This is a genomic window from Nesterenkonia salmonea, assembly GCF_005771525.1.
GTDB classification, from domain to species: domain Bacteria; phylum Actinomycetota; class Actinomycetes; order Actinomycetales; family Micrococcaceae; genus Nesterenkonia; species Nesterenkonia salmonea.
On record NZ_VAVZ01000006.1, the window covers coordinates 45,553 to 65,437 of the forward strand.

Below are 19,885 nucleotides of genomic sequence, written 5' to 3' on the forward strand. Positions count from 1 at the left end.
TGAGATGACTGACAACGTATTGCAGGAGTTCCCTGAGTACAACGACAACTACCGGGCGGGCTTTGTGTCCTTTGTCGGGCGGCCCAACGCAGGGAAGTCCACGTTGACCAACGCCCTGGTGGGGGAGAAGGTGGCGATCACCAGCTCCAAACCCCAGACCACGCGGCACACGATTCGTGGCATCGTGCACCGGCCCCAGACCGACGACGCTCCCGGGTCACAGTTGGTCCTGGTGGACACCCCGGGTCTGCACCGGCCGAGGACACTTCTGGGGTCGCGCCTGAACGACCTGGTGATTGACACCCTCAGCGAAGTGGATGTGGTCGGTTTCTGCATCCCCGCGGATGAGAAGATCGGCCCCGGAGACCGTTTCATCGCCGGCCAACTGAACAAGCTGCCGCATAAGCCAGTGGTGGCCCTGGTGACTAAGACCGACAAAGTCCCGCGGGCTGACCTGGCGGAGCAGCTCATAGCTGTTGACCAGCTTGGGCGCGAGCACTTGTCGAGTGAGGGTCGACAGGCTGATGGATTTGCGAGCATCATTCCGGTCTCAGCTGTCCGTGGCGACCAGACCAACGTGGTCACCGACGAGCTCATCACCATGATGCCCACCTCCCCTCCGCTCTACCCCAGCGGTGAACTGACCGATGAACCCGAACGGGTGATGATCGCCGAGCTGATCCGTGAGGCCGCATTGGAAGACGTGCGTGACGAGCTTCCGCACTCGATCGCCGTCACAGTGGAAGAAATGCTGCCGCGGGAGGGCCGCGCAGCCGATAAACCCCTGCTGGATATTCACGCTACTATCCATGTGGAGAGGGATTCGCAGAAGGCCATCATCATTGGCCATCGCGGCTCACGTCTCAAGCAGATCGGCAGCGGGGCCCGCGAAGGTATCAAGAAACTCCTGGGAACACCGATCTACCTCGACCTGCACGTCAAAGTCACCAAAGAGTGGCAACGTGATCCCAAGAAGCTCAACCGGCTCGGATTCTAGGGCAGGCAGAAAACTCGCGCCGAGGCGTCGCCGTTCTCATATGTGCTAAATTCGAAGGGTGCAGTCTATTCAGCAGCGTGCGCTACTTGAGCTACTACTTCTCCGCCGCAGCGGGGAAGTGCTTGCGCCGCGCTAAGTCACGGGCAAGAGCTTCTCAAGGCCGAATCCCCGCTGCGGAGACTCACCGGTTTCTGATCCGGTTCGCTCGGTCTTCACCGCACAGCCCCAAGACTGAAGGAAGTTCGCCATGCGCACGCCACAAAAACCCTCACCAATGCCATTCCAGCGGTACGTGCCGTTCCAGGACCAGATCACGGTCTCCGTTCCGGACCGGACCTGGCCAGACCAGGTCATCACCGCGGCCCCCCGCTGGTGCGCCGTCGATTTGCGGGATGGTAACCAGGCTCTGATCGATCCCATGAGCCCTGAACGTAAACACCGCATGTTCGATCTCCTGGTCAGCATGGGGTACAAGGAAATCGAAGTCGGGTTTCCCTCAGCATCACAGACAGACTTCGACTTCGTGCGGCAGCTCATTGAGCAGGGCAAGATCCCTGACGATGTCTACATCCAGGTCCTCACCCAGTGCAGGGAACACCTGATCGAGCGCACGTTCGAAGCGATCGCGGGGGCGCCCCGTGCCATCGTTCACCTCTACAACTCCACATCAATTCTCCAGCGTGAAGTGGTCTTCAAACAAGACCGCGCCGGGATCGTGGACATTGCGACCACAGGTGCGCGGTTGTGCAAGAAGTTCGAAGAGCAGCTGCTAGCTGACCAGCCGGAGACCGAGATCGTCTACCAGTACAGCCCGGAGTCATTCACCGGCACGGAACTGGACTTCGCAGCCCACATCTCCAATGAGGTGGTGGAAGTCCTCGGCGCCACAGCAGAGAAGCCGGTGATCATCAACCTTCCCGCAACCGTTGAGATGGCCACACCCGATGTGTACGCGGACTCTATCGAATGGATGCATCGGAATCTGCAGCCTCGGGAGGCGATCATCCTGTCGCTGCACCCGCACAATGATCGCGGCACCGGCGTGGCCGCCGCTGAACTCGGCTACAAGGCCGGGGCCGACAGGATTGAGGGTTGCCTGTTCGGCAATGGTGAGCGCACCGGCAACGTAGATCTGGTGACCCTGGGAATGAACCTGTTCAGTCAAGGTGTAGACCCGGAGATCGATTTCCGTAATATGGAGGAGATCCGGCGCACAGTTGAGCACTGCAACCAGATGCCCGTTCCGGAGCGTTCCCCCTATGGCGGAGATCTGGTCTTCACCGCCTTCTCCGGCTCCCACCAGGACGCCATCAACAAGGGGTTCGCCCATATGGACGCCCGCGCAGAGTCCGAGGGTCGGGCCCGTGAGGACATCACCTGGGGCGTGCCGTATCTGCCGATCGACCCCAAAGACATCGGCCGCAGCTACGAGGCCGTTATCCGCGTCAACTCCCAGTCTGGTAAGGGCGGGGTCTCCTATGTGCTGAAGGCCGAGCGCGGAATCGAACTTCCGCGCAGGACACAGATTGAGTTCTCTGGGGTCATTCAGCGCCGTGCTGATGTTCAGGGTGGCGAGGTCACACCTACGGAGATCTGGCAGATGTTCCAGGACGAATACCTTCCAGCTGACGACGGGGACAAGCAGTGGGGCCACTACCGGTTGGGAAAAGTGGAGACCTCATCGACTGCAGACGGGGGATTCTCCATGGATCTGGAACTTCAAACCAACGGAACGCCGCGGACAATCACCGGAGCCGGAAACGGGCCGATTGACGCCCTCCTGCGAATACTGGCAGCAGAGGGCGTTGACGTGCGCCTTCTCGACTACACCGAGCACGCGATGAGTTCAGGCGGCGACGCACAAGCTGCAAGCTTTGTGGAACTCGCGGTGGGGGAGCGTGTCCTCTGGGGGGTGGGGATCGACTACAACACCACGTTGGCCTCCCTGCAGGCTGTTTTTTCCGCAGTGAACCGCGCTATCCGCGATTCCTAAGAGTCTCCAGGCTGCACTGGCACAGATGTCAATTCACCACGTTCTAGGCCGCATTTGCCCGAGCTCAGGCGTGACATCTGACATTTGTGCCAGCGCAGAGACGTGACCCGCGAGGAACAGGGCCCTTCAACGCGCCACCAGGGACCGGGCATATGCTGAGACGTATGGCAGGTTCCACCTTCGCTTCCCGCAGCTACCGCGACATCGGGATCGTGCTGCGCACCCACAAACTGGGCGAAGCTGATCGGATCATCACCTTGCTCACCCCGTTCAACGGCCTGGTTCGCGCAGTCGCCAAGGGAATCCGCCGTACCTCCTCAAAGTTCGGCGCGACATTGGAGCCCTTCATGGTGGCGGACATTCAGTTCGTCCATGGCCGGAACCTCGACATCATCACGCAGGCCCAAGGACGCAGCTCCTACGGCACCATGATCGCGGCTGACTATGACAAGTACACGGTGGCCTCGGCAATGTCTGAAGTAGCAGAGCGGCTCACTGACACAGGAAGCGGCGCTGAACGCTCCCAGTTCGATCTGCTTCACGGTGCGTACTCGGCTCTTGCCCGCGGAGTGCACAGCCCGGACCTCGTCCTTGGCTCATATCTGCTTCGCTCCCTGAGTGAGGCTGGCTGGGCTGTCACATGGACTGCTTGCGTCAGCTGCGGGGAGCCTGGGTCACACACCGGATTCCACGCCGGAACCGGTGGCCCCGTCTGTCCGGCATGCCGACCACCCGGGACACGCACCGTCCCGGAAGGAACCGCAGAATTTCTCCATGCGCTGCAGCACGGCCACTGGAACGCCACCGGTGAAGCCGCCCCCGATATCCGGCACGAGGCGGTAGGTGTGGTCACTGACTACGCCCAGCACCATCTTGAACGAAGACTGACTTCCCTCAGGGCTTTTGCCCACTGATCGCGCCAGAAGACTGGCACAATGAATTCTGTGAATCCCCGCCGAGCAAAGGGCGACGCCGCCCGCTACCAGGACCCCTGGCCGCACCCCGACGGCGCGAAGGCGCCCAAGCTTCCCGCTGCGCTGACTCCGCGGCATGTCGCTGTGGTGATGGACGGCAATGGGCGTTGGGCCAATCAACGGGGACTACCGCGCACCGAAGGTCACCGAGCCGGTGAGCGCAGTCTGATGGAAGTCATGGCAGGCGCCATAGAGGCGGGCGTCGAGCATGTCAGTGTCTACGGGTTTTCCACGGAGAACTGGAAACGTTCCCCCGAGGAAGTGCGGTTCATCATGAGCTACTCCCGTGACGTCCTGCGCCGCCAACGTGATGTGCTTAACTCCTGGGGAGTGCAGATCAGGTGGAGCGGCAGGCGGCCCAAACTCTGGCGCTCGGTCATCAGAGAGCTCCAAGCCGCTGAGGAACTCACCAAAGACAACACACGAGTGACTCTCACCATGTGCGTCAACTATGGAGGACGCGCAGAGATCACTGACGCGGTCCGCCGCATCGCTGAGCGTGCGGCCTCTGGGGATCTGGACCCCAAGCGTATCCGCGAATCGACTATCACCGCGCATCTGCAACAGCCCAATGTGCCCGATGTGGATCTCTTCCTCCGCTCATCGGGGGAGCAGCGGCTGAGCAACTTTCTGCTGTGGCAGTCCGCCTACGCTGAGTTCGTCTTCATGGACACGCTCTGGCCCGACGTGGACCGGACCACACTGTGGAAAGCCATAGAGGCCTACGCGCAACGCGACAGGCGGTACGGCGCGGCGGTGGACAAAATTCGCGACTCCTAATCAGCCGACGTAGCCTCGCAGCCACCGCGATGCCTCTTGGAAGGCAGACATGCGGACCTGCTCAGAGGATGCGAACACGTCATGCATGGCGCGCGGAATCCTCACTATAGTGACTCTCCGGCTGAGCTTATGCGAACGGCGAGCCAGCAGTTCGACGTCCAGCACGCTGTCGTTTTCCTGAAATTGTTCGCTCCACTGCGTTCTGAAAGCCGACTTTTCAGCGAGCAGCACCAAAACTGGAGTGTCCAACTGCAGGCCTTGGCGCACACGTCGATGACCAGCAAACACCGCCTTAAGCCACCCCATAGTCATCGGGAAGGACGCGCGCGGTCGCCAAAGCGGGTGGAGGTCCCATTCACCGTTAGCCAGCGAAGACATCGACTGCCAGTAGTTCTCCGGCCGGGGCACCTTCAGCTCAGCGGTCGGATTCACTCGGTTGAGCGGTGTGACGATACCTTCCGCAGCAGCGCGCGCAGGGGAGTGGCCGGGCAGTTCCAGCCAAGGAGAGTTGAGCACGAGCGCTGAGGCACTGTCCGGATGACGTTCAGCCCACAGTGCGGCCACGAGTCCGCCCGTGGAGTGAGCGTTGATCACCGGAGCAGGGGACTCGGGGTTCTCCTGGGCTATCACAGCGCATGCGGCATTGATCTCGGCGTCGTATTCGGTGAGGTCGTCAATGTGACCAGGAGTGTGGTGCTCGCGCAGGCTGCGACCATATTTGCGCAGGTCTAGGGCATAGAACCGGTGGCCACGTCCGATCCACTGATAAGCCATCGGCAAGTTGTAGAAGTAGTCGGTCCAACCATGAATCTGCAGCACAGGAGGCAGGGCTGATCCCGGTTCTGGGTCCTGGTTGCAGCGCACCAGTGTGGCGCTGACAGATCCTTCGAAATCCTCGCCTAGGGGAAGTGTCATCCGCGAACAGCCGGGCAGGTAATCATCGACCCATTCGTTCGGAGGGGAGTCCGGGAGCAGTTCCTGGCTCAGTTCAGCCAGTCCGTGTTGTCTGGAGGTGCCCTCCCCGGAGTCGTGGACCCGATGCTCGTGCTCAACCGTCATAAGCAAAAGTCTAGCCAAGGGTGGCTGGGCAGTAGCTGGGTGGACGATAGGATCTGAGGCATGCCGGCTCCTATGTATCAGTTCGCTTTCCGCACCGTGTTTTCCCGAATGGACCCCGAAAAGGCTCACCATATAGTTGTCACTGGTCTCCGGCTGGCGCACCGTCTCGGAGCTGGACCGCTTTTGGAGAAACTCACCGCACCGGACGCTTCGCTGAAAACTGAGGCCCTGGGTATGACGTTTCCGTCTCCCTTCGGTCTCGCTGCCGGGTTCGACAAGGGCGCCCTGTCAGTCTTGCCATTGGCTTCGCTGGGGTTCGGGCATATCGAAATTGGGACCGTCACCGCCCAGGCTCAGCCGGGTAACCCTAAACCCCGACTCGTCCGCCTTGTGAAGGACTCGGCACTGGTCAACCGTATGGGTTTCAACAACGACGGCGCCACCATCGTGCGTCGGCGACTAGCACGCACTACTCGCCAGATCGCGCAGCTGAAACGCGCCGGGCGGCATGCACCCATTGTGGGCGTGAACATTGGCAAGACCAAGATTGTGCCCCTCGAAGGAGCGGTGGACGACTATCTGCTCTCTGCCGGAACTCTGGCTCCCGTAGCTGACTACCTGGTCGTCAACGTCTCATCACCCAATACGCCCGGTCTGCGGCAGCTACAAGACATAGAGGCGCTGCGTCCCCTTCTGCGGGCGGTGCGGGAAGAGTCCGACGCCGCCGCCGGACGCAATGTGCCGCTGCTGGTAAAGATTGCCCCCGACCTTATCGACGCCGATGTCGACGCCGTCGCTGACCTAGTGACAGAGATGAATCTAGACGGGATCATTGCTACGAATACGACGATTTCGCGCAGTGGCCTCAGGAGTCCCGAGACTGAGGTGGCGGAGGCTGGAGGAGGAGGTCTCAGTGGGCCGGTGCTCGTTGAGAGGTCGAAGCAGATTCTTGTCCGACTCAGAGATCGCCTCCCAGAAGATGTGGCCGTGATCTCCGTTGGCGGTGTGGTAACCGCAGAGGATGTCGCAGAGCGCCTCCGGCTCGGGGCAACCTTAGTCCAGGGCTACACCGGCTTCGTGTACGAAGGCCCATTGTGGGCACAGCGCATCAACAAGGGCCTGCGTGCGCTGCGGCACTCAACAGTGAGCTAGAGGTCAGCACTAACGGGAACTCTGTGAACTGCGTCTAGCTGGGAAACTCGCCCCGGTTGACCATGGGTTTCGGCAGCCGCAGGCGGCGCATCTGAAGAGCTCGCATCGCTGCGTAGAAGCGAGAACCTTTCTCCATATTCCCCACACCAAATTTGGCCTCCAAGCCTATGCGTGTCTTCCGCCCCACCCAGAACAGCTCGGTGAAGACGGCCAGCATCAGCACGAACAAAAGATATGACGTCAGAGCGCGCGTCTCATCAGTCAGAAGGAACGATGCGAAGAGGAACACCAGCACCAGAATAAGTAACCACTCACCGATTCCGTGTCGAGCGTCAACGTAGTCACGGATCCAGCGCTTCTGCGGGCCACGATCACGGGCAGGCAAGTACTTCTCCTCACCGGTCTCCATGGCCTGACGCATCTTGGCTCGCTGTTCCTGGATGGCTTTACGCTGAGAAGCCCGCGCAGCTTTGCGGTCATTGTGCACCAAGGGTCGACGACGCGCTGCTTCCTGGTCCCGCCGCTTCGGGGTCGGAACCCCCTTTTTCTCGGGGGTGCGTTTCCGCTGGGCGGCAGCAGCCTCCTCCGCTTCGCGGGCGGCGGCAGCCTCTTGGGCCGCATTGTCCGTCTGACTCTTCTTCCTGAAACCAAGCACGAGATCAGTGTACTGGGGTCTGGAGACCCCGCGGGAATGCCCCGTGGTGACCCGACGTTGGTACTGTGCAAGAGGCACTGGCCGAAGACCATGATGTAAGGGGAGAGAATGAGCACTGCCACACCGGAAACAACTGAGACCAGCCAAGCTGCTGATGTCCGCGGCTCAGAGGTTGAGGGTTTCGCCCCCCACCAAGTGGAGCTTTCTGAGACTGCCAGCCAAAAGGTCAAGTCGCTGCTGGAGCAGGAAGGACGCACCGACCTCCGCCTGAGGGTTGCTGTGCAGCCAGGTGGATGCAGCGGCCTGATCTACCAGCTGTACTTCGATGAACGCACACTTGACGGTGATGCGCTTCGTGAATTCGACGGCGTCGAAGTCGTCGTTGACAAGATGAGCGTGCCGTATCTGGAAGGTACTTCGATCGACTTCGAGGATTCCATCTCCAAGCAGGGGTTCACTATCGACAACCCAAATGCGGGTGGGTCATGCGCCTGCGGCGACTCTTTCCACTAAGTACAACTGTCTTCTACTACGTAATGTAGAAGTCACATTGAAACCCGCGTTCCCCGGAGGGGCGCGGGTTTCTGCTTGATCGGGCGACGTGGCGGGGTGTCTTGGTCCAGCGCTGCCTCTACAAGTCGTAGTAGTCTTATCTTCAGCGTAAAGATGTCGCTGATCACTGCCCTGGCAGTGGTTGAGACCCAAGTGATAGTGCGCGATTCACTCGCACACAACTGAAAGAGGAAGGGCCGTCTGTGAGTTCTTCGCAGAAACAAACCGGCAACTTCAGCCGCATGGCGAAGTCGCTGGCCCTGGCCGGTGTGGCGCTCCTTGTGCTCACCGCATGTGCAGAGGATAACCCTGCGCGCCGCGGCTGGCTGCCTGGTGACCGCGACACCACGTCCAACACACCCGAGATCACGGACCTATGGGTCAATTCTTGGATCGCCGCTCTGGCCGTGGGTGTGCTGACCTGGGGGCTGATGCTCTGGTGCATGGTCGCCTATCGGCGCAGAAAAGGGGAGACCGGCTATCCCCGCCAGCTGGCTTACAACATCCCACTGGAGATCATGTACACCCTGGTGCCGCTGGTCATGGTGGCGGTGTTCTTCTTCTACACGGACCAGGTCCAGCGCTCGATCGATGAGCCCTACGAAAATCCCGATATGACCATCGAGGTCTACGGCAAGCAGTGGTCGTGGGACTGGAACTACACGTACACGGCAGCCAACGGCACGGAGTACGAGGTCTACGACACCGGGGTCCAGGCGCACCTCACCGGAGAAGAAGGTGTGCGCGAGACGCTGCCGACCATCTACCTCCCGGTCGATCACGACATCACTTTCGAGCTGAAGTCCCGCGACGTCATTCACTCATTCTGGGTCCCGGCCTTCCTCCAGAAGCGCGATATGATTCCCGGGCGCACCAACTATATCTATCTCAACCCGCAGGAAACCGGCGTTTTCGACGGCAAATGCGCCGAGCTCTGCGGTGAGTACCACTCAGAGATGCTCTTCAACGTGGAAGTGGTCGAGGAAGACGAATTCACCGCATACCTCGATGGACTTGAAGAAGGCCACTTGGGTGATGAGTACAACCGCAACGTTAACCTTCACGACTCCGACGTTCTGACCGGAGGGGACGACTAATCATGACCACAATGGAATATTCTTCCGACGACTCACGCGAGGCTTCACGGTCCGTTCCGGTCTCCAAGGGGAAGATCGTCGTCAGCTGGTTGACGACCACCGACCACAAGACCATCGGGTACATGTACCTGATCGCCTCCTTCCTGTTCTTCTGCATGGGCGGGGTGATGGCACTCATCATCCGCGCAGAACTTTTTGAGCCCGGTATGCAGTTCCTACAGACCAAGGAGCAGTACAACCAGCTGTTCACCATGCACGGCACGGTCATGCTGCTGATGTTCGCCACTCCGCTCTTTGCCGGCTTCGCAAATGTCATCATGCCGCTGCAGATCGGCGCCCCGGATGTTGCTTTCCCGCGCTTGAACGCCCTTGCCTTTTGGCTGTTCCTCTTCGGCTCAGCTGTGGCTGTGGCCGGTTTCCTCACACCTCAGGGTGCGGCCTCCTTCGGATGGTTCGCCTATGCTCCGCTCTCCGACACGACATACTCTCCCGGCGTCGGCGGAGACCTCTGGGTGTTCGGGCTGGCGCTGACCGGTTTCGGCACCATCGCCGGCGGCGTCAACTTCATCACCACCATCATCTGCATGCGCGCCCCGGGTATGACCATGTGGCGGATGCCGATCTTCACCTGGAACACGCTGGTGACCTCGATCCTGGTCCTGATGGCGTTCCCCCCGCTGGCGGCGGCGCTGTTCGGTCTCGGACTCGATCGGCGCTTCGGCGGCCACATCTTCGATCCCGAGTCCGGTGGAGCGATCCTCTGGCAGCATCTCTTCTGGTTCTTCGGACACCCGGAGGTGTACATCATCGCCCTGCCCTTCTTCGGCATCATCTCGGAGATCCTGCCGGTCTTCAGCCGCAAACCCATCTTCGGGTACAAGGGGCTGGTGTACGCCACCATCGCCATCGCAGCGCTCTCTGTCACGGTCTGGGCGCACCACATGTACGTCACCGGCGCCGTGATGCTTCCGTTCTTCGCGCTGATGACCATGCTGATCGCAGTGCCCACGGGTGTGAAGTTCTTCAACTGGATCGGCACCATGTGGCGCGGTTCCATCACCTTTGAGACGCCCATGCTCTGGAGTCTCGGGTTCCTGGTGACCTTCCTCTTCGGGGGGCTGACCGGAATCATCCTGGCGTCTCCGCCGCTGAACTTCAACGTCTCTGACACNCTCCGCCGCTGAACTTCAACGTCTCTGACACCTACTTCGTCGTGGCTCACTTCCACTACGTGGTCTTCGGCACTGTGGTCTTCGCGATGTTCGCAGGCTTCTACTTCTGGTGGCCCAAGTGGACCGGCAAGATGCTCAACGAACGTCTCGGTAAGATCAACTTCTGGATGCTCTTCATCGGTTTCCACGGCACCTTCATGGTCCAGCACTGGCTCGGAGTCATGGGCATGCCGCGACGCTACGCCGACTACATGGTGGAAGACGGCTTCACTGCGATGAACCAGTTCTCCACAGTGTTCTCCATGTTGTTGGGTGCCTCTCTGATTCCGTTCTTCTGGAACGTGTGGATCACCCACCGCAAGGGCAAGAAAGTCCTTGTGGACGATCCCTGGGGCTTCGGCGGATCCTTGGAGTGGGCAACGAGCTGCCCGCCCCCACGGCACAACTTCTACTCCCTGCCCCGGATTCGGTCCGAGCGTCCTGCCTTGGATCTCCACCACCCGGAGCTCTCTGAACGGCACAGTGTCAATACTCCGGCTGGCAAGGTGTTCGGACCTGCTGACCAGAAAGATAAGGCGGGTATCTGATGAAGACCAACATCGTCATCTTCGGTGGAATCGGCCTTTTCTGCCTCATCGTCGCTTTCATCTATGGTTTCTTGACGGGCTTCGACGAGCTGGCAGGCTTCCCCCTGCTGCTGCTGACTGCCGGTCTTGGATTTATGCTCTGGTGGTACCTGAGGTCCGCCAATAAGCACCATGGCGCCATGGACAGCGACAACCCAGAGGGCGAAGTGGCAGATATGGCCGGAAACTACGGCCAATTCTTCCCATGGAGCTGGTGGCCGCTTGGCCTAGGTTTCAGCTTGGCCTTCCTGTTCTTCGGCCTCGCGATCGACTGGTGGGTGTTTCTGCTGGCCTGCATCCCTGCTGTGTTCTTCGTGACTGGATGGGTGATGGAAGGAAACCGCAAGACTTACGCCCACTGACAGGCCACTGTGTGGCTAGGCACGTACTTGCGAATTCCGAGCATACTTCACCGAGAGGATAGGCCCCATGGGCGTGCGCCCGATCGTCATCTATGGCGAGCCGGTTCTCCATCGTCGTGCCGAGGAAGTTCATACGATAGATGATGAATTACTTCGCATCATCAATGATATGGACGACACCCTCGACGCATCACATGGTGTCGGTTTGGCGGCTCCGCAAATCGGCATAGGTCTTCGAATATTCAACTGGAAGTACCCGGATACGGGCGAGGCTCCCCAGCGCGGAGTGCTGCTCAATCCCAGCTTGAGAATCATTGGTCGCGTATCGCAGGAAGCGCCAGATCCAGACGATGAGGTCGAAGGCTGTCTCTCGGCACCGGGTTACACCTTCCCGCTGAAACGCAGCGATCATGTGGAGATCACTGGGTTGAACCCCCACGGTGATGTGGTCAGATTCGAAGCATCCGGTTGGTTTGCCCGCATCCTCCAGCATGAGTACGACCACCTGGATGGTTGTCTCTATGTCAACCGTTTACGTGACCGCTACGCCAGACGGTGGAAGAAAGCCGTCAAACGTGAGGGATGGAACGTGCCCGGTAACTCATGGATGCCCGGCGTAGATCCCGACCCCTTTGGGCACGAGGACGACGCTGAGGAAACCCCCACGACCAACAACTGAAGCTGCTCAGGACAGGGAGAACGTCACCCACTCGCGCAGCACTTGAGAAGCCGCACCAGAGTCGATCGATTCGGCTGCGCTCTCCATATGAGCCCTGAGTCGGCTGACCAAGTCACCCTCGGGAGAGACCTCAAGTGCAGCAAGCCCAGCCGCCGTGTTGAGCAGCACAGCGTCACGGATGGGCCCCTCAGCTCCTCCAAGGACATCGCGCACAATGCGGGCGTTATGGGCGGCATCGCCACCCCGGAGGTCCGATACGGTGCTCCTAGGGACTCCAGCGTCCTCTGGCCGAAGTTCAGTGTGGGTGATGGAACCGTCCCGTACTTCCCAGACATCAGTCGCCGCAGAAGTCGTGATCTTGTCGCGGCCGTCCTGCCCCCGAAAGACCAGCGCCCTGGTACCCCGCGCGGCCAAAGACTGAGCCATCTGTGGGGCAAGCCGCTCACTGGCGCATCCAAGCGCCTGAGCGGTGGGACGCGCAGGGTTGGATATGGGTCCCAAGAAGTTGAAGACAGTCCTGATACCCAGGGCACGTCGGCTTTTCATCACGTGCCGCATCGCAGGATGAAACTGCTGGGCGAACAGAAACGTGATGCCCAGTTCTTCGGCGGCAGCAGCAACTTTCGCCGTTGACACATCGAGGTTGACCCCGAGAGCTTCGATCACATCAGCTGCTCCGGCCGTTGTGGAGGCCCCACGGTTGCCGTGTTTGATGACCTTGGCGCCAGCACCCACAGCCACTAGCGAGCTCATCGTGGAGATGTTGACCGTGCCCAACTTGTCTCCTCCAGTTCCCACGATGTCCAGAGTGGGACCGCTGACGGAAATCTGTACTGCTTTGCTCATCATTGACTCTGAGAGTCCCAGCAACTCGGCGCCCGACTCTCCTTTGGCGCGCAGGGCGACCAAGAAACCAGCGATTTGAGCCTCGTCGAGTTCGCCACTCATGAGTTGGTCCATAGCCCAGCTCGCCGTCTCAGAAGTGAGGTCATTTCCGGCAAGCAACGTTTCAAGAAGTTCAGGCCAAGTCAGCTCGTCAACAGTCATAGTGACCACAATAGTCAGGTCCCGGCACTCACGTACGAGTCGTTTTTCGACACGCTGTAGAAATATTTGTGCAACTTTCATCTCTCCTGGTTGCCGCCGATCCCAGGAATCACGCGGAACCAGCAGAAATCCGGCGATGACAGAGCACGCCACACCATCGACCCAGCATGCGAACGGCGATGATTTCAGGCCATAATAGGACTGTGACGTCTGCAACCCAAGCCCCCGCCGCGCCGGCAAGAAGTCTGCCGAACCGCCCGAACATGGTCTCTGTGGGAACCATGGTGTGGTTGACCAGTGAGCTGATGTTCTTCGCTGGTCTCTTCGCCATGTTTTTCACTTTGCGTTCCTCCCAGCCCGCTATGTGGGCTGAATACAGCGGACGCCTGGACATCCTGCTAGCCACGATCATCACCGTGATTCTGGTGGCGAGCTCCGTGACCGCTCAGTTCGGCGTCTTTGCAGCCGAACGCCACCAGCCCCGCCGAACCGGTGGGTTGTTGAGCATGAAGTCCTGGGGCATGGTCGAGTGGTACATCCTGTCGTTCCTCATGGGATCCGTGTTCATCGCCGGTCAGTCCTACGAGTTCGCCGTCTTGGTCTCTCATGGAGTATCCATCCAGACCAACGCGTTCGGATCGGCGTTCTACATCACCACCGGCTTTCACGGCCTCCACGTGCTGGGAGGCCTGTTCGGCTTCCTCTACGTGATTGCACGGGCCTACTTCAGCGTGAAGTTCACGCATAAGGAAGCCTCTGCCGCCGTCGTGGTCTCCTACTACTGGCACTTTGTCGACGTTGTATGGATCGCACTGTTCGCCGTGGTCTACATCCTGCCGCTGCTGGTCTGACCCGCCTGTAAACCACCGAAGACTCGCACACCGCACCGAGAAGAAAAGGAACCGGCTGAAGTGAAGGCACTCTCTCAGAAGCGACGCCACCCGTTCGCGTTCGTGGCGCTGCTCCTCCTCGGCCTGCTACTCACTGGCGGGCTGTACGCAGCAGCAACCACTGTGAACCAGGCCCAGGCGTCCAACACCCCAGATGGGTTCAGTTCCGAGCAGGTTGACGAAGGTGAGCGACTGTTCGTTGCCAACTGCGCCTCCTGCCACGGAATGAACGCTGAAGGCTCAGACGCCGGACCATCACTAGTCGGTGTGGGTGCGGCCTCCGTCGAGTTCCAAGTCGGCACGGGACGCATGCCGATGCAGATGTCAGGTCCGCAGGCACAGCAGAAGCCACCCCAGTTCAATGAAGAACAGACCAGCCAGCTGGCTGCTTATGTCGCATCCCTCGGTGCCGGTCCAGGGATCCCAGATGACGAGTGGCTTGATATAGATCAAGGTGACCCCGCTCGTGGTGGGGAGCTCTTCCGCATCAACTGCGCAATGTGCCATAACGCAGCAGGTGCCGGTGGTGCGCTCACCGAGGGTAAGTACGCACCGAGCCTCCACGGTGTCGATGCGGTTCACATTTACACGGCTATGACCACTGGACCGCAGAACATGCCGGTGTTCAACGACTCGAACATTCCTCCTGAGGACAAGCGCGACATCATCGCGTTCCTCAAGACATACGAGCAACAGGGCTCACCGGGCGGTTTCTCTCTAGGCTTCCTTGGACCAGTGTCCGAAGGCCTGTTGATTTGGACCCTTGGCCTTGCCCTACTAATCGGTTCCATGGTCTGGCTGACCTCGCGGTCCTCCTAAGAGCCTGACCACCCACAAGCACCCATACCGCACTTGAGACACAGCAAAGGACGAAAACCATATGGCCGAGCACGGTAACGGCGACTCAACCGCCGTCGTCAAAGCCGGTGACGGGGCGTCAGAGGGCTATGCCATCGACAACCCAGGCCTGCCGCCGCACCGACCTCGTTTGGCCGATGTAGATGAGAAGGCCGCCAAGCGTAGTGAACGCCAGGTAGCCGCGCTGTTTTTCATTTCAATCATCGGCACCGTGATGTTCTTCGTCGGCTACTTCGCCGTCGCAAGAATGGACCAGTTCGACGACTACTTCGAAGGTATGAGTGCACTGCGTGTCCAGAACACGCTTATCGGAGTAGGCACCGCACTGGCGATGCTCGGCATTGGTCTCGGCATCGTCCACTGGGCGAAGACGCTGATGCCCGATCACGAGGTCACCGAGGACCGCAAACCTCTGCGCACCGAGGAGGACCGGGCTGAAGCGGAGAAGATCGTCACCGAAGTAGTGGACGAGACTCAGATCAAGCGTCGCCCTCTGCTGCGGAACACCATGATTGCTGCTGCTTTACTGGCCCCGCTCCCAGCAGTCGTGCTATTCCGCGACTTGGACCGCACAGGTGACTTCGGCGTTGAGCGCATGCGTCACTCGTTGTGGGATGAAGGTGTTCGTCTGGTCCGGGACCCCACTGGCACGCCCATCCGCGCAGCTGATCTGACCATTGGGTCAGCGATGCACGTGATCCCGGAGAACCTCCGTGAGGTCTCTGGCCACGGTGATCGACTTGCCGAAAAAGCAAAAGCTGTTGTTCTGCTTATGCGACTGAACCCTGATGACCTCCACGCCCCGACGCCAGGACGGGAGAACTGGAGCTACGACGGCATCATTGCCTGTTCCAAAGTCTGCACCCACGTGGGTTGCCCGGTTGCTCTGTACGAGCGGCATACCCATCACCTGCTGTGCCCCTGCCACCAATCCACATTCGATGCCTCCGAAGAATTCAAGGTGACCTTCGGACCTGCCGGTCGTCCGCTGCCTCAGCTGCCGATCACTGTTGATGATGAAGGCTTCCTGATCGCCCGCAGTGACTTTACTGAACCTGTCGGACCGACCTACTGGGAGCGCGGCCACACTGATCCGGAAGGTGACTTTCCAGCATGAGCGCCTCTAAAGAAAAATACACCGAGGCCCAGTACCTCGAAGCAACCGAGTATGAGCCGAAGACCGGGACTGGCAAGATCGCCAACTACGTGGACACACGCGTTGGTGGGACGAGCATCGTCCGTGAGTTCGGACGTAAGGTCTTTCCAGACCACTGGACCTTCATGTTCGGTGAAGTTGCTCTCTACAGCTTCATCATCACAGTCGTCTCGGGCGCGTTCTTGACATTCTGGTTCGACCCATCAATGTCGACCACCCGGTACTCCGGTTCCTACGCCCCGCTTCAGGGACTTGAGATGTCGATGGCTTACGCCACGTCCCTGGAACTGAGCTTCGATGTCCGCGGTGGGCTCTTCATGCGTCAGCTCCACCACTGGGGCGCGCTGATGTTCGTGCTCGCGATGAGCGTCCACATGATCCGCGTGTTCTTCACCGGAGCGTTCCGCAAACCTCGTGAACTCAACTGGGTTGTCGGGGCGACACTGCTGGTCCTCGGCCTCGCCGCAGGTTTCACCGGTTACTCGCTGCCAGATGAGGTGCTGTCCGGTAACGGTCTGCGCATTATCGACGGAATGCTCAAGGCGATCCCTGTTGTGGGAACGTACATCTCCTTCTTCCTGTTCGGCGGAGAATTCCCCGGCAACGAGGTCATTCCGCGGCTCTATGCTCTGCACATCTTCGTCATTCCAGCCCTGATCCTGATTCTCATTGCCGTCCACCTGTTCCTGGTCGTGATGCACAAGCACACCCAGTACCCAGGCCCTGGACGTACCCAACGCAATGTTGTCGGGTATCCTGTCGGACCTGTGTACGCGGCCAAAGCTGGCGGTTTCTTCTTCATCGTTCTCGGTGTCTTGAGTCTGCTGGCCGGCACATTCCAGATCAACGCACTGTGGAACTACGGGCCCTACGATCCTTCGCCGGTCCAAGCTGGTACACAGCCGGACTGGTATATCGGCTGGTTCGATGGGGTCTTGCGCATCATGCCTGGGTTCATCGGGAATATACCGCTGGAATTCGTTCTCCCGACGCCGTGGGGAGGGAACTCGATAGCCACGCCGGTACTTGTGCCGATGATCCCGATTACCCTCCTGCTGCTGGGAGTGTTCGTCTGGCCATGGTTGGAAAACTGGATCACCGGTGACAAGCGAGAGCACCACCTGCTGGACCGCCCACGCAATGCGCCGACTCGCACGGCCTTCGGCGTCGCCATGGTCGTGTGGTACCTGGTGATGTGGGGTGCTGCGTCCTCAGACCTCATGGCCACACACTTCGCTCTGTCTCTGAATGACGTCATCTACTGGCTGAGAGCAGCGTTCTTCCTTGGGCCGATAATCGCCTACCTGCTGACCAAGCGTATTTGTTTGGCCCTGCAGCGGAAGGATCGGGAGATTGCACTCCACGGTCACGAGGCTGGTGTCATTGAGGTCAGTGCCGATGGTGAGTTCCATGAGCAGCACAAGCTCCCCAATGAACACGAGCTGTGGACCCTGGTCTCCTACGAGGCGCCAGCACCGAGTGGCCCTCGGCCAAACGCCAAGGGCAAGATTACGGCCGTGGAGAAGGTTCGCGCCCGTCTCAACCGCATTTGGTTCGAAGATCGTGTCGAGCCTGTTTCGCGCGAAGAGTACCTAGAAGTGCTCGGCCACCATGGGGAAAGCCCTGCCGGACTGGAAGCCGCTCAGTCCCGCGAGGCCATTACCTCTGGAGCCTCATCGGATAATCGATAGACAAGTAACAACGAGCGAGGGTCCTCTCCCAAATGGGGGGACCCTCGCTCGCTTCTGTCAGTTCTTGGTTCCCCGAACGATGCTCCGGAGGCGCTGAAGCCGTTCACCAACTGAACGTTCATTGCCGTTCTGTGTAGGTATGTAGTAATCGACACCTACCAGATCATCGGGCGGATACTGCTGCGCGGCCACATGATGCGGCTGATCATGGGCATAGACATACTCTTTGCCGTGGCCCAACCTCGGCGCACCTGCATAGTGGTTATCGCGCAGGTGCGGTGGCACGGAATTTCCGCTTCCGGACCGCACATCCGCAATGGCAGCGTCGAGGGCCTTATAGGAGGCGTTCGACTTTGGGGCCGTGGCGATATGCACAGTGGCCTGAGCCAACAGTATGCGGGCTTCCGGCATACCTATTCTCTGCACTGCATCGGCTGCGGCAACGGCGGTCTGCAGCGCTGAAGGATCCGCCATAGCAACCTCCTCGCCAGCGGCAATGACGAGCCGACGAGCAATAAACCTCGGATCCTCACCAGCGACGATCATTCTGGCGAGGTAGTGCAACGCGGCGTCGACATCCGAACCACGAAGGGATTTGATAAATGCTGAAATGACGTCATAGTGCTGATCGCCATCCTTGTCATACCGTTGAACAGCAAAGTCAGCGGCCTGCTGAGCGTCATCGACTCCAATTTCCTCCGACTCGCGCCCACGGGCTACGGCTGCGGCTGCCTCCAGCGTCGTCAACACACGTCTGGCGTCACCACCGGATACCCGAAGCATATGATCCCGGGCCGCATCGTCGAGGCGGAAGGCTCCCCCCAGGCCACGTTCCGACTCAAGTGCACGATCTACGAGCCCATCCAAGTCATCTCTGGTGAGCGAGGTCAGTGTGAGCAGAAGTGAGCGTGAGAGCAAAGGCGCGACCACGCTGAAGGAGGGGTTCTCAGTCGTCGCTGCGATCAGAATCACCCATCCGTTCTCTACTCCTGGGAGCAGGGCGTCCTGTTGGGCTTTATTGAAGCGGTGGATTTCGTCGAGAAACAGCACCGTTGTCAATGACCTCAGATCCCTATCCTCCAGGGCCTGGTCCATGACCTGACGGACGTCCTTAACACCGGCGCGAATAGCGGAGAGCTCCACGAACTTCCGGGTCCCGCCCCGAGCGACTACGTGCGCAATGGTCGTCTTGCCGGTTCCTGGAGGGCCGTAGAGAATGACAGAGCTCGCCCCGGCTGGCCCACTCGTGCCCTCTGTGAGGACCCTGAGAGGTGATCCGTCCTTCAGCAGATGCTGTTGACCCACCACCTCATCGAGAGTTCGCGGTCGCATCCTTACTGCTAGTGGAGTGTGGCGCCGCCTTGCTGAGCTGTGGGAGGTGGCGGGTGCATCGTCGTGATCCTCAGGTTCCGTGAAGAGGTCGCCAGTCATGTTTCCCAGATTACTCGCCAGGTCCCTGTGGTTCTGCTGCCAGCTCCTCAAGCCACACTGCCCAGAACTGCTTCCACGCCTTCGCTGCGTGGAGGTGAGGAAGCTTCTCATGCGTGACAACAAGCCGGGTACCTGATGCGGTGGTGTCACCGCGGAACTGCAGAACCCCGAGGTCTGTGCCGGTCTCAGGGTCTGAGATCGAAAACTTTGGTGCCTTGACTCCAGGTTTGGAGCGTTCGGTCGAATCAATACGGGGGAGTACGGCTGACCTCGCCACCGGATCATCGAGCAGAAGGCGAAGCTCAGACCAGTCCATGGAAACCGACTTGGAACGAGAGACGGAGAACGTGCCATCGGGCATCTGCCCGGGCAGACGCAGCCCAGTAATCCGCTCATACCCGACGGTCACTGTCTGCGCCCACCAGCCATCCACCTCGTGCTCGTCGCTGACCCAAGCAGCGATAGCGGCATGCCCGGCGTTCCGGCCAGGGCCAGCGTCAATCAGAGCTACCCACTCGTCCCATCCTCTTCCGGTCTTGGCACGAGTGGTCTCGTCGGTCATTTCCGGGACAGAAGCCCATACCTTGGCACTGCCGTGACCCTGATGCGGTTCGGCGAAAAGCTCGTCGCGGAGGTCATCAAAGCGCTGCCCAGCGCCAGCCATTCGGTCGCGGAGATTGTCGACTCGTGACATCCTGACTCCTCAAACTCGAT

18 protein-coding genes and 1 pseudogene are annotated in these 19,885 nt (G+C 59.8%); 14 read left to right on the forward strand and 5 right to left on the reverse strand.

The genetic code is table 11. From position 1 onward, the window contains the following. The first annotated feature begins 4 nt into the window (after positions 1-4). The 4 genes from era (at position 5) to FEF26_RS03325 (ending at position 4,744) form a co-directional block, all read left to right on the forward strand. Positions 5-997 carry a GTPase Era gene (gene era / locus FEF26_RS03310; protein ID WP_138252122.1) on the forward strand — a complete coding sequence of 331 codons (993 nt, stop codon included), beginning with the start codon at positions 5-7 and terminating at the stop codon, positions 995-997. A gap of 247 nt (positions 998-1,244) precedes the next feature. Then, on the forward strand, positions 1,245-2,990 hold the full coding sequence (leuA, locus tag FEF26_RS03315; RefSeq protein WP_138252123.1) for a 2-isopropylmalate synthase: 1,746 nt from the start codon (positions 1,245-1,247) through the stop codon (positions 2,988-2,990). A 164-nt stretch (positions 2,991-3,154) separates the two neighbouring features. Further along, positions 3,155-3,904, forward strand: coding sequence for a DNA repair protein RecO (recO, locus tag FEF26_RS03320; RefSeq protein WP_138252124.1), 750 nt, complete (start codon positions 3,155-3,157; stop codon positions 3,902-3,904). Between the two features lie 21 nt (positions 3,905-3,925). Then, positions 3,926-4,744, forward strand: coding sequence for an isoprenyl transferase (locus FEF26_RS03325; protein ID WP_138252125.1), 819 nt, complete (start codon positions 3,926-3,928; stop codon positions 4,742-4,744). Here the strand turns inward: FEF26_RS03325 and FEF26_RS03330 are convergent, their stop codons facing one another. Next, positions 4,745-5,803 carry an alpha/beta hydrolase gene (locus tag FEF26_RS03330; protein WP_166432897.1) on the reverse strand — a complete coding sequence of 353 codons (1,059 nt, stop codon included), beginning with the start codon at positions 5,801-5,803 and terminating at the stop codon, positions 4,745-4,747. Positions 5,804-5,863: 60 nt separating this feature from the next. On the opposite strand from FEF26_RS03330, the gene FEF26_RS03335 reads away from it, so the two are divergent. After that, positions 5,864-6,955: a quinone-dependent dihydroorotate dehydrogenase gene (locus FEF26_RS03335; protein WP_138252127.1), complete on the forward strand. Its 1,092-nt coding sequence runs from the start codon at positions 5,864-5,866 to the stop codon at positions 6,953-6,955. 34 nt (positions 6,956-6,989) lie between these two features. On the opposite strand, the gene FEF26_RS03340 is transcribed toward FEF26_RS03335, so the two are convergent. Beyond that, positions 6,990-7,610, reverse strand: coding sequence for a DUF3043 domain-containing protein (locus tag FEF26_RS03340; RefSeq protein WP_138252128.1), 621 nt, complete (start codon positions 7,608-7,610; stop codon positions 6,990-6,992). Between the two features lie 108 nt (positions 7,611-7,718). Here FEF26_RS03340 and FEF26_RS03345 point away from each other — a divergent pair, with 108 nt between their 5' ends. From FEF26_RS03345 to def, 5 genes and pseudogenes are all read left to right on the forward strand, one after another. Next, entirely contained in the window at positions 7,719-8,123 is a 405-nt protein-coding gene (locus FEF26_RS03345; protein WP_138252129.1) for a HesB/IscA family protein, read from the forward strand. A 281-nt stretch (positions 8,124-8,404) separates the two neighbouring features. Beyond that, on the forward strand, positions 8,405-9,259 hold the full coding sequence (gene ctaC / locus FEF26_RS03350; RefSeq protein ID WP_138252178.1) for an aa3-type cytochrome oxidase subunit II: 855 nt from the start codon (positions 8,405-8,407) through the stop codon (positions 9,257-9,259). Positions 9,260-9,261: 2 nt separating this feature from the next. Beyond that, positions 9,262-11,018 (forward strand): annotated as a pseudogene (gene ctaD, locus FEF26_RS03355) (aa3-type cytochrome oxidase subunit I). After that, entirely contained in the window at positions 11,018-11,419 is a 402-nt protein-coding gene (ctaF, locus tag FEF26_RS03360) for an aa3-type cytochrome oxidase subunit IV (protein WP_138252130.1), read from the forward strand. The pseudogene ctaD and the gene ctaF overlap by 1 nt, the downstream one beginning before the upstream one ends. 67 nt (positions 11,420-11,486) lie before the next feature. Beyond that, positions 11,487-12,098 (forward strand): peptide deformylase, encoded by a 612-nt coding sequence (gene def / locus FEF26_RS03365; RefSeq protein WP_138252131.1) that lies wholly within the window; start codon positions 11,487-11,489, stop codon positions 12,096-12,098. Positions 12,099-12,104: 6 nt separating this feature from the next. Here the strand turns inward: def and trpD are convergent, their stop codons facing one another. Beyond that, the gene (gene trpD / locus FEF26_RS03370) at positions 12,105-13,145 is read right to left on the reverse strand and encodes an anthranilate phosphoribosyltransferase (RefSeq protein WP_138252132.1); all 1,041 of its coding nucleotides are present in this window, start codon (positions 13,143-13,145) and stop codon (positions 12,105-12,107) included. A 203-nt stretch (positions 13,146-13,348) separates the two neighbouring features. On the opposite strand from trpD, the gene ctaE reads away from it, so the two are divergent. From ctaE to qcrB, 4 genes are all read left to right on the forward strand, one after another. Further along, positions 13,349-13,996 carry an aa3-type cytochrome oxidase subunit III gene (gene ctaE / locus FEF26_RS03375; RefSeq protein WP_243730388.1) on the forward strand — a complete coding sequence of 216 codons (648 nt, stop codon included), beginning with the start codon at positions 13,349-13,351 and terminating at the stop codon, positions 13,994-13,996. Positions 13,997-14,056: 60 nt separating this feature from the next. Further along, positions 14,057-14,854, forward strand: coding sequence for a cytochrome bc1 complex diheme cytochrome c subunit (gene qcrC, locus FEF26_RS03380; protein WP_138252133.1), 798 nt, complete (start codon positions 14,057-14,059; stop codon positions 14,852-14,854). 61 nt (positions 14,855-14,915) lie between these two features. Then, complete coding sequence (qcrA, locus tag FEF26_RS03385; protein ID WP_138252134.1) at positions 14,916-16,010, forward strand: cytochrome bc1 complex Rieske iron-sulfur subunit; 1,095 nt, start codon at positions 14,916-14,918, stop codon at positions 16,008-16,010. Beyond that, positions 16,007-17,740: a cytochrome bc1 complex cytochrome b subunit gene (gene qcrB / locus FEF26_RS03390; protein WP_138252135.1), complete on the forward strand. Its 1,734-nt coding sequence runs from the start codon at positions 16,007-16,009 to the stop codon at positions 17,738-17,740. The genes qcrA and qcrB overlap by 4 nt, the downstream gene beginning before the upstream one ends. Positions 17,741-17,797: 57 nt before the next feature. On the opposite strand, the gene FEF26_RS03395 is transcribed toward qcrB, so the two are convergent. Beyond that, a complete protein-coding gene (locus FEF26_RS03395) occupies positions 17,798-19,171 on the reverse strand; it encodes a replication-associated recombination protein A (RefSeq protein ID WP_138252136.1) in 1,374 nt (457 codons plus the stop codon). Positions 19,172-19,181: 10 nt separating this feature from the next. After that, on the reverse strand, positions 19,182-19,865 hold the full coding sequence (locus FEF26_RS03400) for a DUF4287 domain-containing protein (RefSeq protein WP_138252137.1): 684 nt from the start codon (positions 19,863-19,865) through the stop codon (positions 19,182-19,184). Between the last annotated feature and the right edge of the window lie 20 nt (positions 19,866-19,885).

Bases quoted from the DNA above. Each gene is read 5' to 3' on its own strand.
- era (WP_138252122.1), top strand. From the start codon at position 5: ATGACTGACAACGTATTGCAGGAGTTCCCTGAGTACAACGACAACTAC.
- leuA (WP_138252123.1), top strand. From the start codon at position 1,245: ATGCGCACGCCACAAAAACCCTCACCAATGCCATTCCAGCGGTACGTG.
- recO (WP_138252124.1), top strand. From the start codon at position 3,155: ATGGCAGGTTCCACCTTCGCTTCCCGCAGCTACCGCGACATCGGGATC.
- FEF26_RS03325 (WP_138252125.1), top strand. From the start codon at position 3,926: ATGAATTCTGTGAATCCCCGCCGAGCAAAGGGCGACGCCGCCCGCTAC.
- FEF26_RS03330 (WP_166432897.1), bottom strand. From the start codon at position 5,803: ATGACGGTTGAGCACGAGCATCGGGTCCACGACTCCGGGGAGGGCACC.
- FEF26_RS03335 (WP_138252127.1), top strand. From the start codon at position 5,864: ATGCCGGCTCCTATGTATCAGTTCGCTTTCCGCACCGTGTTTTCCCGA.
- FEF26_RS03345 (WP_138252129.1), top strand. From the start codon at position 7,719: ATGAGCACTGCCACACCGGAAACAACTGAGACCAGCCAAGCTGCTGAT.
- ctaC (WP_138252178.1), top strand. From the start codon at position 8,405: ATGGCGAAGTCGCTGGCCCTGGCCGGTGTGGCGCTCCTTGTGCTCACC.
- ctaF (WP_138252130.1), top strand. From the start codon at position 11,018: ATGAAGACCAACATCGTCATCTTCGGTGGAATCGGCCTTTTCTGCCTC.
- def (WP_138252131.1), top strand. From the start codon at position 11,487: ATGGGCGTGCGCCCGATCGTCATCTATGGCGAGCCGGTTCTCCATCGT.
- trpD (WP_138252132.1), bottom strand. From the start codon at position 13,145: ATGACTGTTGACGAGCTGACTTGGCCTGAACTTCTTGAAACGTTGCTT.
- qcrA (WP_138252134.1), top strand. From the start codon at position 14,916: ATGGCCGAGCACGGTAACGGCGACTCAACCGCCGTCGTCAAAGCCGGT.
- qcrB (WP_138252135.1), top strand. From the start codon at position 16,007: ATGAGCGCCTCTAAAGAAAAATACACCGAGGCCCAGTACCTCGAAGCA.
- FEF26_RS03395 (WP_138252136.1), bottom strand. From the start codon at position 19,171: ATGACTGGCGACCTCTTCACGGAACCTGAGGATCACGACGATGCACCC.
- FEF26_RS03400 (WP_138252137.1), bottom strand. From the start codon at position 19,865: ATGTCACGAGTCGACAATCTCCGCGACCGAATGGCTGGCGCTGGGCAG.